Below are 15,759 nucleotides of genomic sequence, written 5' to 3'. Positions count from 1 at the left end.
CTTTGATTGGTCGTGGAGAGCCACCTCTGACAATTTCAACCAATGTAGAAAACCTCACCCACTCCCAAGTATCAGGAATATCATAAGGAACATCAATTTCTTGAGTGCTTCCATCAGCAAACTTCTCATAATGTTTCTTATGTGCTTCAAGTATATAAAAAGGCGTAAAAATACGCCTATAGATAATGGGGTTGAAATAGGTTTATTGTTGATGAGATTGTAGATAATTCAATTTTTTACTTCCAATCGAATACTTAAAACCTCCACCTTTTCTGCCTGTAATTGTTCATCATAAAATTCAATATCTTCAGGATTTTCCCCTTGGCAACCTCGGTAGAAATATTCTTCCGTTCGATCAGGATTCAAAAATCGACAAGCACAAACAAAACAGTCTCCATCATCATTTATTGAGATAATATAGTAGATTGAAATAAGATGTAAACAAATCGATTAGGAAAGTTAAATTAGTTTCTAGAAATTTTTAGCAGATGTAGTGTACTATTCTAGTCTCAATTTACTATGGCTTCAAATATATCTTTCGAAAAAATATTTACAGATGTGTAATTTTGAAGCTTGCAAAAGTTAGTAAACTTGTAGATTTCGATTTGAAGTAACTTGTTTTCTTGCCCGATATTGTTTTTGAAATTGAATTTTTCCATAGTGACTCCTTAATTTTCTTCTACACGTCTGATGATAAATCTAATTCGCAAAAGAGTCAAGAGGATTTTTCGAAAAATAAATAGCGACCGAAATCGCTATTTTAAGGGTTATAGGTATTTGATGGCTTAGACTGCTGTGTGACTGTTTGCCCTCAGGCAATCTTTCTTCTATATTAGTATTAGTAAAGGTCTAAATAATTATCAATTTCCCATTGTGAAACGAAGGTTGCATAACTTGCCCATTCGATTCGCTTGGCTTCAAGGAAACTAGTATAGATATGTTCTCCAAGAGCCGCTCTGACAACCTCATCTTCTGTCAAAGCTTTCAAAGCGTTGTGAAGAGTTGATGGAAGGTCTGTAATACCAGCTTCCTTACGCTCTTCTGCTGTCATGATGTAAATATTTTCTTCAATAGGAGCTGGTGCTTCGATTTTATTTTCAATACCATGCAAACCAACTTCCAATAGAACTGCCATAGCGATGTATGGGTTTGCCATCGGATCCACTGAACGCAACTCAAGACGAGTTCCCATACCGCGTGAAGCAGGTACGCGCACAAGTGGCGAACGGTTACGACCAGCCCAAGCAATGTAAACAGGCGCTTCATAACCTGGAACCAAACGTTTGTATGAGTTAACCGTTGGGTTCATGATGGCAGTATAGTTGTAGGCATGTTTGATCAAACCACCGAGGAAATGGTAGGCCGTTTCTGACAACTGCATTCCTTTTGGATCATTTGGATCAAAGAAGGCATTGTTTCCTTCTGCATCAAACAAGGACATATTACAGTGCATACCTGATCCGGCAATACCAAATTTTGGTTTGGCCATAAAGGTTGCGTAAAGCCCATGTTTGCGAGCAATGGTTTTAACAACAAGTTTAAAGATTTGAATCTTATCACAAGCACGGAGAACTTCATCGTACTTGAAGTCAATCTCATGTTGTCCAACCGCAACCTCGTGGTGACTGGCTTCTACTTCAAATCCCATTTTGGTCAAGACATTCACAATCTCACGACGTGTGTTGTCCGCAAGATCAGTAGGTGCCAAATCAAAGTAGCCACCCTTGTCATTCACCTCAAGTGTTGGGTCTCCATTTTCATCCAGTTTAAATAAGAAGAATTCTGGCTCTGGTCCAAGATTGAAGGATTTGAATCCTACTTCTTCCATGTGACGAAGAGCACGTTTCAAATTGCCACGAGGGTCACCTGCAAATGGTTCACCTTCTGTTGTATAGACATCACAGATCAAACCTGCAACACTTCCATTTTCATCTCCCCACGGGAAGACTGTCCATGTATCCAAATCAGGGTACAAGTACATATCCGACTCATTGATACGTACAAAACCTTCAATAGAAGATCCATCAAACATAGCCTTGTTTGACAAGACTTTATCTAACTGTTCATCTGTAGCAGGAATTTCGACGTTTTTCATGGTTCCCAAAATATCTGAGAACATGAGACGGATAAAGGTAACATTTTTTTCCTTGACTTCACGACGAATATCTGCAGCTGTGATTGGCATGAGTTTTCTCCTTAAATGTATGACTACTTGCGGTTGCCTAACCGCGACCAAAAGGTGACCGTACTGAAGCAAAGCGACCCTGTTGGAGGAGTTCATTGTGAAGTGCACGACGTACTTCAGTCTGACTAACCGCTTTCTTGGATTTCGCTTCACGTTCAGCATATTTTTTCTTAATGGCAGCGATATTATAACCTTCAGAGATATAATCTTTGATTTCAAGCAGACGATCCATGTCATTCAAGGAATACATGCGACGGTTCCCTTCGTTTCGATCAGGCTTAATCAACTCTTGATCTTCATAATAACGAATCTGACGCGCCGATAGATCGGTCAACTTCATAACACTGCCGATAGGAAAAACAGCCATATTTCGGCGAAATTCTTTTTCCTTCATTTACAATTTCCTTCTTTCTGTCTATTATAGTCTAAAAAAAGACAAACGTCAATTGATAATGTTATAAAATGTAACATTATTTTTCTTTTTTCTCTAAAAAGAGCCGAATACGATCAATATCGTAATTTACGAGAATTGCGACAAAAACTCCCATGAAAGTTTCTGATACACGCGCAAACACGTACAAAATCGTTTCCCCACTCGGGATCGATAGTGTAATAATTAACATAGCTGCTACACCACCAATAACCCCTGCTTTGTTATTCATGGCTACATTTGTCATAATGGTTAACATGGTGCAGATTGGAACAACAACTAAGGTTACCCAAAAGGCTTCGTGGAAAAAACTATTTATTAGGAAGAAAACCAAGGCATAGAGGCCACCGATACTATTTCCTAGAATACGCGAAGTCCCAAAATGGACACTCTTATCAAAACTCTCCCTCAGGCTAAAAACGGCTGTCAAAGCACCAATTTGAAGACCTTTCCAACCAAAAAAGCCAAAAATCAAGAGAACTAGAAAAACAGCAATACCTGTTTTAAAGGTTCGCATACCAAGTTTGAACTGGGATTTATCGAATTTATATTTTTTAAAATAACTCATAATCTCAACTTTCTATTTCCATTTTATCATAAATCGGTGATTTTTATGAGGAATAGTTGAGAGGAAGCGTTTTTATTTTGAGCAAAAGAAAAGAGGAACTTTCACCCCTCTCTTCTTTGATTTGTTTATAAAATCTTATTTTTCTGTCAAGGCTGCAAGTCCTGGAAGAACTTTACCTTCGAGAAGTTCCATTGATGCTCCACCACCGCGTCACAAATACCTACACTAACACAAAAAGGTGACATAGCCACCTTTTTGTTAACGTTTCAGTTTTCTTCCTTTTCTACAAAATCAGGATGCTGAAATTATTTTTCTGTAAGTGCAGCCAAACCTGGCAATACTTTACCTTCAAGAAGTTCCATTGATGCTCCACCACCAGTAGAGATCCATGAGAACTTGTCTGCACGACCAAGGTTGATTGCTGCGGCAGCTGAGTCACCACCACCGATGATTGATTTAACACCTGGTTGTTTCACGATAGCGTCCATCACACCGATTGTACCAGCTTGGAAGTCTGGGTTTTCAAATACACCCATAGGTCCGTTCCATACAACTGTTTTGGCACCAGTCAAAGCTTCGTCAAATTTAGCGATAGATTTTGGACCGATGTCAAGACCAAGGAAGCCTTCAGAAACTGCTTCACCTTCAGTGTCACGCACTTCAGTGTAACCAGCAAATGCGTTTGCTTCTTTTGAGTCAACTGGCAAGATCAATTTACCGTTTGCTTTTTCAAGAAGAGCTTTCGCAACATCCAATTTGTCTTCTTCTACAAGTGAGTTCCCGATTTCGATACCTTGTGCTTTATAGAATGTATAAGTCATACCACCACCGATAAGGACTTTATCAGCTTTTTCAAGCAAGTTTTCGATAACACCAATCTTGTCTGAAACTTTTGAACCACCAAGGATTGCTACGAATGGACGTTCTGGAGTTTCAACTGCTTCTTGGATGTAGGCAATTTCGTTTTCAAGAAGGAATCCAGCAACTGCTTTTTCAACGTTTGCTGAGATACCAACGTTAGATGCGTGTGCACGGTGAGCTGTACCGAATGCATCGTTTACGAAGATACCATCTCCAAGTGATGCCCAGTATTTACCAAGTTCAGGATCGTTTTTAGATTCTTTCTTGCCGTCAACATCTTCGTAACGAGTGTTTTCAACCAAGAGAACTTGTCCATCTTCAAGAGCGTTGATCGCTGCTTCCAATTCAGCACCACGAGTTACACCTGGGAACACAACATCTTGACCCAATTTTGCTGCCAAGTCAGCTGCTACAGGAGCAAGTGATTTACCAGCTTTATCAGCTTCTTCTTTCACACGTCCAAGGTGAGAGAAAAGAATTGCACGTCCACCTTGTTCGATGATGTACTTAATAGTTGGAAGAGCTGCTGTGATACGGTTGTCGTTAGTGATTACGCCATCTTTCAATGGTACGTTGAAGTCAACACGAACGAGGACTTTTTTACCTTTCAAGTCAACGTCTTTAACAGTAAGTTTTGCCATGTTACAAAAACCCCTTTATTTATTTTATTCGAAACTATTATATCACACTTTGGAAATATAAGGAAAGATTTCACAAGATTTTTCGATATTTAATCTTCATCTTCTTTTTTCTGTTTCAATGTCAATGCTAAACTAGCAAGACCAAGGCTTGCCAATCCTGCTATTAGGGCTTCATTGGCATCAGCAGTTCCTGTATTTGGCAATTGTTTGCCTGCTTCTTCTGATTTAACTGCTGTATTTTGGGCTGGTTTTTCTTGTGTAGGCGCTACTGCTGGTTCTGTTTTTACTTTTGTTCCAATTTCAACAATTTCTGGAATCGCCTCTTGGATGACTTCTGTTGAACGAAGACGACGCTGACCGTTTTCATCAACTTCAAAGACATGTCTCAACAGACCATCTCGTCCCTGTATGATGACTCGTTGTTCCCCAACTAGTATATCAGCATTTTCATGCTCTTGACGGTCAAAGGCAACCTTTTCCTCTTGAACTTCCAATTTAGGAGCCTTTTGTTGATCAGAAGCCGGTTGATTAGTAGTTTTTGGAAGGACTATGTTTTGTTGTTCTGGTTTAGTTGAGATAGTAACAAGGTCATTTGCACCATTAGATTCTACTCGTGGTTTCTCAGCAGATTCATAAACAAAGGCATAATGAGTAAAGTGTGGTGCTGTAAAGATAACATGACTATCCGTTTGTTCAAAAGCCAATTCCACTGCCTCTTTGCCTCCAGGTAAGAAGAATACTCTCTTCACTTTCTTATCTTTTTCAATTGGAATTTTCACAATAGAAGCGTAAGAAAGATCAACGTCTTGACCTTTTTCATCTAGACCTTCTATTTCAAAGACATGGGCATCTTCTCCAGCAAAGTATTTCTTCTCTTCAGCACTTGCTTGAACACGCTCTACTTTCAAGCCCTTGATGACAGTCTTCTCTTTATTTGAGAAGTGCACTTCAACACCTGTTTTACTATCAGAAAAGACTGCTGGCTTGTCTTCTTTCAATAAGGCAACCAGATCTTTCAAACTCTGTTTCGCTGTTGCAAGCTCTTCTGGACTCAAATCTACTTTTTCAACCAAGGCCTTGTTTTTCTCAAGAAGAGGAGCTAGGGCAGAACCTGAAGGATGGTTTGGTTTGGCAGCCAAGAGTTCTTGAGCCTCACCTGTTAAGCGATCAAGTTCTGTCTTTTCTTCCGTAAATTTCTCTTGACCATTCAGAGCTTTATGAGCTTCTGTCAATTTATTAAGACGGTCATTAACCTGATCTTGGGTACTAGTTTCATGGTCTTTCAACACTTGTTCAGCCGCTTCAATTGCTTTCAAGAAGGCTTCTTTTACTTCTGGTGAAGCAAAGTTATAGACCACCTTGTTCTTAGCCACTTCAACTTCTGCTAATTTTTGTTTAAGGTACTCATCGTTCAATGCTGCTTTTGGAGATACCAAAACATCAAAGTTGACTTTATGACCTTGGTAACGAAGCGTCAAGGTTTGACGACCAGTCTTTTGAGCATCGTAACCAGAAATTTCAACTCCCTCATCAGTAAAGGAATGTTCTTCCATGGTGTCATTGCTATAAGCCACTGCAAAGCGTCCTTCAGACAAGTCTAAGCTATCACCAACTAGGTAATCTTTTTTCGGTTCCTGACTTACTTCAATTCTCAAAATAGTTTTCGGACTTGCTTCATCTTGACTAGTAACAGTCACTGACAAATTCGCATTTACTGGTTGTCCCAAGTATTGGAGAGTAAGATTTTGTTCTCCCTTATGATGCGTGTCAAATCCTGATACTGATACACCTGCGTGAGTTAGGCGAATGAGTTCGTCCTCAGCTCCCCCTTCATACTGAACTCGAAGAACACCACCTCTAAGGTCCAAATCCTCCCCTTCGGCGTAGCTTGTTTTCTTAGGTCCTGTCTCTAGGCTGACTGACTTGATTTTTCTGTCATCTTTTGGAACGGAAACTGCTAGGACATTACTAATTTCCTTGCCTGGAAACTGGGTACGATAGTACAGAAGACCAGATTGATTTGTCAAATCCAATGGTGCACTTGCTAGGTCTCCTCCAACTTCGCTCTTCAAGGTTGCAAGCGGAGTTTGAGAATTTGGATTGTCATAAACGGTAATGGTTGCTCCAGCTGGTACATCCGCAAAACCAACCTGTACCTTGTTATTGCCTAGAGAACGGGCTGCAGCCTTGGCCATCGGAATATTGACACTCTCAGTATCAAGCTTTTCATACATTTTCCAGTTATAGATACGAATAGCCTTCCATGGAGTTCCATTGTCAGAAGTGACAACATTTAAGCGCCAATCTTGAGCTGTGATAGGTTTATCAAGGGTAATATCTGTAACATGAGCTTTATTGCCACGGACTTCCTTAGCCAACTTCCATTGACCATCCGCATCTTTATAATAGAGGTCAAAGTCTTTGGTGTTCATCAAACCATCGTTGACAGATTCTCCACCAGCTCCAGCATGATCCATGACCCATCTCACAACACGGCGTGGTTGTGTCAAACGAATATCAACGCTACCACTTAATTGAGAAGAAGACCATTTGTCAGATAGACTGGTGATGGTCCCATTCAACATACCTTCGATACCTTCTCCACCTTCTGTATCTGGGAAGGTACTTCCGATAACAGTAGCCCCTGGAACGATGTTTTCTGCTAGAGGTCTTGGAAGACTTGTGTCTTGGACAGTCATCCCCCACTCAAAGTTTGTAGTTGCTGCTTCAGAACGAAGGCCATTCTTACCAACTGCAACAACCTTCAACTCCTGACTAGTACCAGTCGCACTAGCTGAGCGGCTAACTTTTGGTAGGTAGATCGTAGTTGCAGATGAACCTGTCAATAGGCGCCAAGCATCGCCATCCTTTTCATAGACTTCATAGAAATCAGCATCTTTATGACCAGTAAATTGTACAACTGCTTCCGCTTCTTGGGCATTTTTAAGGACTTGTTTGGCTACAGCTACTGTGGTTGGTGCCTGAGGAGCATCTTGATTATTGCTGATGGTCAATTGCCCCAGGTTAAATTGATAACCTTTTAAGTCTTTGTCATTTTCAAAATAGAGTTTAATACCGTAAATTGTTTTACCTGCCAAGGCACTCAAATCAAAATCATCGGTAGTCCAGTTATCTGAAACTGTCAATTCTTTACGGGCAGCTTCATCACCATAGGTATAATCTTTCTTGGTTGCAAATTCTACATAAACCTTGGTCCCTTTGCCTCCTTTGTGGGCAACATGCAATTTGGTTGTATCTGTCACCTTCAAGCGAGTAGAGTACAAATTCACATCTTGCTTGGTCGCACCTGAAAGATCCCCTGCAAATTTAAGAGAAGTTCCACCATTATAAGCATCTTCAAAATCATAGCTTGCTTTCAACTTATCACCAGTTGATTTTTGCCACCAGCGCCATGTTGGAAGAACACCTGAAACTGAACGGTAATTCCACTCAGAATCCTTAGAAACCTTACCATCTACGAACCATTTTCTACCATGACCTGTATTAAAAGAAGTGGTAAAAGTATGACCTACTGCTGGCGTGCGGTCCGCAACTAGGTTGGCAATCCCGTACCAGTCCTTGTCATCTGGTTTTTGACCAGTTGGATCGCCTTGGTAACCAGTGAAGAAGATATTTTCATTCTTATGATAGTCTTCGCCTGTCTTGCCAAGACTTGTAATAGTATCTGGCGCAAAGAGACCAAGTGACAAGCGAAGTTTGCCATTTTCATCTAAAAGGGCATCCCATTTCACTTTAGTCTTATAAGAACCACCCTGTTGCAATTCCAATCCTGCAAAGACATCGTACTGGCTACGCTCTAGCCATTTGGCCATAGCTACAGAGTAATCATTCTTCTCTTTGGTCCAGTTAAAGTTAGCAAAGAAGTGATCAGCGGGTACCTTGTCCCCCTCTTTTTGCATAAACTGATAGTTGTATTCTCCTAAACCATCTTGGTGGTAACGTCCATAGTTATAAGTCATGGCATCGTACCAAGAATACTTGATTGGATGGTTTACCTTAGCAGCATACTCCTTGGTATAGAGCATAAACTGGCGCATCTTTTCTCCAAGAGGTTCAACCAAATCCCCAGTTGTTTCTTGGTTAATGAAATAGCCATCATAGCCATAATACTTGGCCATATCTACCAATTTACGGGCAATTGGGAAGCTACCATCTGCGTCTTGCTTCAAAGCTTCAGCGAATTTTTCTTGATCAGCAATACTATTAGACCAGTTGAAGAAGAGTGTACCATATACAGGAACCCCGTTACGGTGACCTGCATCAATAACGTCAGGAGTTGGTACGAGACCTTCCCAGAAGACCATTGAATCTAGATATTGCCAATAGTCAAAAGCATAGGCCTTGAACTCTTCTCCACCAACAGAAGCATGGTCTTTTGCTTTAGAATTGGTGTTTGATAAGGCTTGAACTTTTGCTTCCTTGCTAGCTTTTTCATTGACTAAATGACCTGTCCGACGTGAAGCGAGGACAACAGATCCGCGGTTAATAGCATCATCTTCACGAGCACCTGGTTCCCATTTTAACAATTCTTCCCAAGAATTAAATTTGATTTCCTTTGGTTTTAATGTTTTTTCTGTATTTTTAGGGACATCTGGCTGGACTTCTTTTTCAGTCTTATTAGCTTCGGCTGCTGGCTTAGACTCATCCCCTTGGTTAGTTGCTTCGGGCTTTGCTTCTGTTTCCTTGTCAGACTTAGGTTTTGCTTCTGCAGATGGTGTTTCTGCAACCACCTCACTTGCTTTTTCCTCTGGTTTAGCTGCGCTAGCTGCTTCTGCAGTTTCAGTAGTTGCAGCTTCATTGCTTGCTGGCGAAGCAGTTTCAGATGCTATCGCTACTCCTTCTGCCTTTTCTAGCTTGTTTTCTCTAGCATGTTCCCCTTCATTCTGCTTATCAGCTTCATTGGTCGAATGCTCACTCTCTCCTGAAACAAGCTCTGTATTAGCTCCGCTATTTTCAGGAACTGCAGTTTCTTCAGCCAAGGCTGGACTAGCAAATAAAACAGCACCAATCATCAGCGAGCAGGCTCCTACTGATAACTTACGAATACTGTAACGACAACGTCTTTCAAAAAATGAATTCTTCATTTTCTCCTCCTAAAAAATTGATTTTGTTGCACAAAAGAAAGCGCTTAACTTTCTTTATAAAATTTTTATCCCAATCACAGGGACCAAGATAATCACATTTTTATCCTAAAGCATTTTTTGACAAAAAACAATAGCTGTTTTCACAAATCTAAAATAAGGTTAAAAACTCTTAAAAATAATACACTTATCAATTATAATTTTCTTTTACAAACTTGACATTAACACTTGTTAGATTTACTTTTATCCTTTAAAATAGAATAGGAGATATTCCGCGATTATTTTTCGGAGGAAAAAGAAATGTCCATTAATTGGCAGGAAATTTTATTTCACTTTTTAGGTGGTCTGGGGCTATTCTTATATAGTATCAAGACCATGGGAGACGGTTTACAACAAGCTGCTGGAGATCGCCTTCGTTTTTACATTGACAAATATACTAGTAATCCTTTCTTTTGAGTTCTGGTTGGTATTGGGATGACTGCTCTAATTCAGTCTAGTTCTGGTGTAACAGTTATCACAGTCGGCCTGGTCAGTGCCGGTCTCCTAACCTTACGTCAGGCTATCGGAATTGTCATGGGGGCTAATATCGGGACAACAGTCACATCCTTTCTTATTGGGTTTAAACTAGGTGACTATGCCCTACCTATGCTCTTTATCGGTGCTGTCTGTCTCTTTTTTACGAAAAATCGGACAGTCAATAATATCGGACGCATCCTCTTTGGTGTCGGTGGTATCTTTTTTGCCCTCAATCTTATGAGCGGTGCAATGGCTCCACTCAAGGATTTACAGGTCTTTAAGGACTATATGATTGAGCTAAGTAAGAATCCTGTTTTGGGTGTCTTTGTCGGTACCGGCTTGACCTTACTGATTCAAGCTTCCTCGGCTACCATCGGGATTTTACAAAACCTCTACGCCAGCAATCTCATTGACCTGCAAGGAGCTTTGCCAGTTCTATTTGGTGACAATATCGGGACAACCATTACAGCCATCATTGCCTCTTTAGGTGCTAATATTGCAGCTAAACGGGTAGCAGGAGCTCATGTTGCCTTCAACGTTATCGGAACAGTCGTCTGCGTTATTTTTCTAGTTCCTTTTACAGCCCTGATTCATTGGTTTGAAGCTACGCTAAATCTAGCACCAGAAATGACCATCGCCTTTGCTCACGGAACCTTTAATATTACCAATACCATTGTCCAATTTCCATTTATCGGAGCTCTGGCTTACTTTGTAACCAAGATTATTCCTGGAGAGGACGAGGTTGTCAAATATGAACCCTTATATCTTGATGAGCATTTCATCAAACAAGCCCCATCTATCGCTCTCGGAAATGCTAAGAAAGAGCTCTTGCATTTAGGAAACTACGCTGCCAAAGCCTTTGACCTTTCCTATAAGTATATCATTGACTTGGATGAAAAAGTTGCTGAAAAAGGGCATAAAACCGAAGAAGCCATTAACACCATCGATGAGCAATTAACACGTTATCTCATTGCCCTTTCAAGCGAAGCTCTCAGTCAAAAAGAAAGCGAAGTGCTCACCAATATCCTTGATTCCTCCCGTGATTTGGAACGGATTGGAGACCACGCGGAGGCTCTACTCAATCTGACTGACTATCTTCAACGTAAAAATGTTGAATTTTCTGATGCCGCCTTGAAAGAATTAGAGGAAGTTTATCGTCAAACTAGTGACTTTATCAAAGATGCTCTGGATAGTGTGGAAAACAATGATATTGAAAAAGCACGCAGTCTTGTAGAACGTCATGAAGCAATCAATAAGATAGAACGTGTTCTCAGAAAAACCCACATCAAACGCCTCAACAAGGGCGAATGTTCAACACAAGCTGGGGTCAACTTTATAGACATCATCTCACACTACACTCGTGTATCAGACCACGCTATGAACCTTGCTGAAAAGGTTTTTGCAGAACAAATCTAAGAACCAAGAAGCTATCCATCATAATTGGATGGCTTTTTGCTTTTTCCTAAGCAAGACTAGGCTGAATGAAACTGAAAGAGTATTCTGCAGATATATAGTATATTGAAACTAGAATAGTACACCTCTATTTCTAAAACATTGTTAGAAATCGATTTGACTGTCCTGAACGATTTATCCTGTTATTATTTCATTTTATTATAGTGGATTAAATTAAAAAAGTATAGTATATTGAATCTATAACAGTACATCTTGACTGCTAAAATATTTCTATAAATTAATTTGACTTTCCTGATAGAGTTGTTCACATCTTATTTCAATTCACTATACAATCCAGTTCCTAAAACTTTGCTAGAAATTGATTTGGCTTTCCGAATTAATTTGTTCAAATTTTATTTCATTTCAATATACTGAAAAATCCATTCACTAGCACAGGGCAAGAGGGAGTCGCTATTGATTTCAACGGTAGCAGGTACATACAGAGGACTCCTACCTCAGATATACTGCAATATCATCGTATGCAAAAAACCTCTGAGATTTTTCTCAAAGGTTCTGATTTTGCTAATTGCTGTTCTCAACCGCTGCAGTAACAAAGGCAGTGTAGAGTTCTTCTGGTCGGTTTGGACGGCTTGACAGTTCAGGGTGATACTGACAAGCTACAAAGAATTTATTTTCAGGAATTTCCACGATTTCTACCAAACGATTGTCTGGAGAAACTCCTGAAAAGACAAAACCTGCTGCCTCAAACTGCTCACGGAAGGCATTATTAAACTCATAACGGTGACGGTGACGGCGTTGCACCACTTCTTGATTATGATAAGCAGCTGCTGCCTTAGAGCCACGTTTCAACTTAGACGGATAAAGCCCCAAGCGAAGGGTTCCCCCCATATCCTCAACATCAATCTGATCACGCATGATATCAATGATAGGGTATTTTGTTTCTGGTGCAAGCTCTGCAGAATTGGCACCTTCGAGTCCTAAAACGTGACGAGCAAATTCGATACATGTCAACTGCATTCCCAAGCAGACTCCCAACATTGGAACATCATTTTCACGCGCATAGCGGATGGCTTGGATTTTCCCTTCTGTACCACGTTGACCAAAACCACCTGGTACGATGATCCCGTCCGCATCAGACAAGAGTTCTGCTACATTCTCTGCTGTCACATCATTGGCATTGACCCAATTGATTTTAACTTCTACATCATTGACATAGCCAGAGTGTTTCAAGGCTTCGACCACTGAGATATAGGCATCTTGCAACTCCACATACTTACCAACAAGGGAAATCTTAACTTGTTTCTTGAGGTTCATGACCTTGTCCACCATGGCTGACCATTCTGTCATATCCGCTGCTGGTGCGTCTAATTTCAAATGGTCACAGACAATTTGGTCCATACCTTGTGCCTGCAAGTTCAGTGGAATTTGGTAAAGATGTTCGACATCCAACGATTCGATAACGGCTTCTGGTGCCACATCACAGAACTGGGCCAGTTTATTTTTAATTCCTTGACCAGCTGGCTCTTCTGTACGAATCACCAACATATTTGGTTGGATTCCCAATCCACGCAATTCTTTTACAGAGTGCTGAGTTGGTTTGGTCTTCATTTCACCAGCGGCCTTGAGGTAAGGAAGCAAGGTTGTATGGATGTACATAACATTATCCGCACCCACATCCGCCTTCATCTGACGAAGGGCCTCTAGGAATGGCAAGGACTCGATATCTCCAACAGTTCCACCAACCTCTGTGATAATGACATCAGAGTCGGTCGTTAGAGCGGCACGCTTGATTTTTTCTTTTAAAGCATCTGTGATATGAGGAATAACCTGAACAGTTGCCCCAAGGTATTCTCCACGACGTTCCTTACGAAGAACTTCACTGTAAATTTTACCAGTTGTCACGTTGGAATATTTGTTGAGATTGATATCGATGAAACGTTCATAGTGACCCAAGTCCAAATCTGTCTCAGCTCCGTCATCTGTCACAAAAACTTCCCCGTGCTGGTAAGGACTCATAGTTCCTGGATCAATATTGATATAAGGGTCAAATTTTTGAATGGTTACTTTAAGACCACGATTTTTCAAGAGACGGCCCAGACTCGCTGCCACAATCCCTTTCCCAATAGACGATACCACACCACCAGTTACAAAAATATATTTCGTAGACATAGATTCCTCTTTCTAAAGTGCTCAAGGTCTTGCTAACTACGTGGGGACATAGAAAACAAGACCCTACTAATAAGAATAATCTGGGACGACTGCACCAGATTCACAACTAATACTCTTCGAAAATCTCTTCAAACCGCGTCAACGTCGCCTTGCCGTAGATATGTGTTCCTGACTTTGTCAGTCTTATCTACAACCTCAAAACAGTGTTTTGAGCAGCCTACGGCTAGTTTCCTAGTTTGCTCTTTGATTTTCATTGAGTATAAAATACAAGAAGATAACTTCTTGTAAAAACAAAAATAGCTCCCTAAGAACTAGGGAGCTCCGACCTCTAAAAGAGGTGCCCGAACAATATGATACCTAAAAATAGGATAATTGTCAATAGCTAACTTTTATTCCTCGATGATTTCAGCATCATCATCTGAAAACTCGTCGTCTTCGTTGAGATCCACATCTTCTCCCAAGTCATCTGGAGCGATTTCGTTGATTTCTGCATCATAAGCTTCCACTTCATTTTTTTCATCATCTGGATTTTCATCATCGTATGAAAGAGCTGAATCTGCTTCGTATGCATCTTCGTCTTCTGGATCATCTGCATTGTAGTCAATGGCATCTGAATCACCATCCATAAAGGCATTGACACGTTTTTTCTTAGCTTTTGGTGCTACTTCATCGTCGTCATTTTCTTCAAGAGCGATGATTTCTTCGTCGATTTCGTCCACACCATACCATGAACGAAGACCCCATTTGTTGTCCCCAAGTGAGATGAAGCTACCGTCAAAGTTCAACTCTGTGTAGAACAAAGGCAAAGCTTCGCGGATATCGCTGTTTGATGTTCCAAGGTAGTTTTGAATTTCATTTACAAGATCGCTAAAATGCATCTCATGATCGCGACCACGAAGTTCCAAGATAGCACGCGCTACCTCAATCATAGATAGTTCACTTTTTTCTTGCCCAGCAAATACTTCTAATTCCAAAGCGTTTCTCCTCATTTATACTACTATCGCCAGAGCAAACAGACTCTGACCTCATTTTATCATTTACTCTTTATTTTACGATAATTTTGCGGAATAGTCAAAGGTTAAGGGGGAGAAAGTGGCAGGATTAGACTAATTCCAATATAAAACTCCTTCCTTTTTCTGTTGCTCCATTTTCCACAAATCCAAGCGACTTGAAACACCTCCTAGAAGCATGATTGTAGGTGTAGATTTCCTTAACTCTCAATTCTTTCCATCCTTTTACTCAAGCAAATTCAATCAAAGCACTTAGAATCTTTTTTCCAAGTCCTCGATGTTGGTAAGCGGAATTCCCAATCACAATGGGGAGATTATCCTGAGATAGTGTAATATCCCCAATTGGAAACCATTCTCCCTTCTCCTTGACTTCAATCCAAAAAGGCTCACCATGCCGATCCAAATAGAAATACATGGCTTCCAAGGTCGCTTGACTGTAAGGAAGCTTCACCCCATCTACGAGGTAAACCAAGTTCACATCCTGATACCAAGCAAAAGCTTCCTCACAATGATTGACCTTATAATAAGGAACAAGACACAATGCACTACCTTTTCAACAAAAGAGTTGCTGCTTGATTAAAACCATCACACCAGTTATACCATTTTGCTTCATACCCATCTTGAGCTAGGATACGATCTTCTAAATCAAAAACAGAGTAAATAGACTTCCTGCAAAACTAGAATCCTAGTTCATGATTGATAATACCAACAATCAAATTCATTCGTAATCCGAAGCGTTTACGATGATTTCGATAGGTTGTTGAAAATATTTTAAACGTTTTCATAGTGAGATGAAATAAGAACAGGACAAATCAATCAAGACAGTCAAATCGATTTCTAACAATGTTTTAGAAGTAGAGGTGT

General features: G+C 40.4%; 11 protein-coding genes and 5 pseudogenes. 2 read left to right on the top strand and 14 right to left on the bottom strand.

The window, feature by feature from the left end; genetic code table 11:
• From HT671_RS10340 to HT671_RS11775, 3 genes and pseudogenes are all read right to left on the bottom strand, one after another.
• Positions 1-136, bottom strand: a pseudogene (locus tag HT671_RS10340) (restriction endonuclease subunit S); the annotation flags it as partial.
• 92 nt (positions 137-228) lie between these two features.
• Complete coding sequence (locus HT671_RS10335) at positions 229-366, bottom strand: hypothetical protein (RefSeq protein WP_171043103.1); 138 nt, start codon at positions 364-366, stop codon at positions 229-231.
• A 143-nt stretch (positions 367-509) separates the two neighbouring features.
• A complete protein-coding gene (locus HT671_RS11775) occupies positions 510-659 on the bottom strand; it encodes a hypothetical protein (RefSeq protein ID WP_000410533.1) in 150 nt (49 codons plus the stop codon).
• Here HT671_RS11775 and HT671_RS10325 point away from each other — a divergent pair.
• On the top strand, positions 624-743 hold the full coding sequence (locus tag HT671_RS10325) for a hypothetical protein (RefSeq protein ID WP_001808898.1): 120 nt from the start codon (positions 624-626) through the stop codon (positions 741-743). The genes HT671_RS11775 and HT671_RS10325 overlap by 36 nt on opposite strands.
• Positions 744-838: 95 nt before the next feature.
• Here HT671_RS10325 and glnA read toward each other — a convergent pair whose 3' ends face one another.
• From glnA to HT671_RS10300, 5 genes are all read right to left on the bottom strand, one after another.
• Positions 839-2,185 carry a type I glutamate--ammonia ligase gene (gene glnA / locus HT671_RS10320; RefSeq protein ID WP_001122886.1) on the bottom strand — a complete coding sequence of 449 codons (1,347 nt, stop codon included), beginning with the start codon at positions 2,183-2,185 and terminating at the stop codon, positions 839-841.
• Positions 2,186-2,222: 37 nt separating this feature from the next.
• Positions 2,223-2,579, bottom strand: a complete 357-nt coding sequence (glnR, locus tag HT671_RS10315; protein ID WP_000659548.1) for a transcriptional repressor GlnR — start codon at positions 2,577-2,579, stop codon at positions 2,223-2,225.
• A 76-nt stretch (positions 2,580-2,655) separates the two neighbouring features.
• Entirely contained in the window at positions 2,656-3,183 is a 528-nt protein-coding gene (locus HT671_RS10310) for an aromatic acid exporter family protein (protein WP_000119914.1), read from the bottom strand.
• Between the two features lie 305 nt (positions 3,184-3,488).
• Entirely contained in the window at positions 3,489-4,685 is a 1,197-nt protein-coding gene (locus tag HT671_RS10305) for a phosphoglycerate kinase (protein ID WP_001096743.1), read from the bottom strand.
• A gap of 89 nt (positions 4,686-4,774) precedes the next feature.
• Positions 4,775-9,790, bottom strand: a complete 5,016-nt coding sequence (locus tag HT671_RS10300) for a bacterial Ig-like domain-containing protein (protein WP_078929778.1) — start codon at positions 9,788-9,790, stop codon at positions 4,775-4,777.
• Positions 9,791-10,087: 297 nt separating this feature from the next.
• On the opposite strand from HT671_RS10300, the pseudogene HT671_RS10295 reads away from it, so the two are divergent.
• Positions 10,088-11,719: pseudogene (locus HT671_RS10295) on the top strand (Na/Pi cotransporter family protein).
• A gap of 558 nt (positions 11,720-12,277) precedes the next feature.
• On the opposite strand, the gene HT671_RS10290 reads toward HT671_RS10295, so the two are convergent.
• From HT671_RS10290 to HT671_RS10270, 6 genes and pseudogenes are all read right to left on the bottom strand, one after another.
• On the bottom strand, positions 12,278-13,885 hold the full coding sequence (locus HT671_RS10290) for a CTP synthase (RefSeq protein WP_000105243.1): 1,608 nt from the start codon (positions 13,883-13,885) through the stop codon (positions 12,278-12,280).
• A 128-nt stretch (positions 13,886-14,013) separates the two neighbouring features.
• Positions 14,014-14,139, bottom strand: a complete 126-nt coding sequence (locus tag HT671_RS11965) for a hypothetical protein (protein WP_050315417.1) — start codon at positions 14,137-14,139, stop codon at positions 14,014-14,016.
• 135 nt (positions 14,140-14,274) lie between these two features.
• Positions 14,275-14,859, bottom strand: coding sequence for a DNA-directed RNA polymerase subunit delta (gene rpoE, locus HT671_RS10285; protein ID WP_000418412.1), 585 nt, complete (start codon positions 14,857-14,859; stop codon positions 14,275-14,277).
• A gap of 127 nt (positions 14,860-14,986) precedes the next feature.
• Positions 14,987-15,436, bottom strand: a pseudogene (locus tag HT671_RS10280) (GNAT family N-acetyltransferase).
• 4 nt (positions 15,437-15,440) lie between these two features.
• A pseudogene (locus HT671_RS10275) lies at positions 15,441-15,563 on the bottom strand (chromosome partitioning protein ParB); the annotation flags it as partial.
• Between the two features lie 9 nt (positions 15,564-15,572).
• Positions 15,573-15,680: pseudogene (locus HT671_RS10270) on the bottom strand (IS5/IS1182 family transposase); the annotation flags it as partial.
• Positions 15,681-15,759 lie beyond the last annotated feature (79 nt).

This window comes from Streptococcus sp. 2741, assembly GCF_013276315.1.
GTDB lineage: Bacteria > Bacillota > Bacilli > Lactobacillales > Streptococcaceae > Streptococcus > Streptococcus pseudopneumoniae.
The sequence above is the reverse complement of the archived record's forward strand: the minus strand, read 5'-3'. Positions and strand labels throughout refer to the sequence as shown.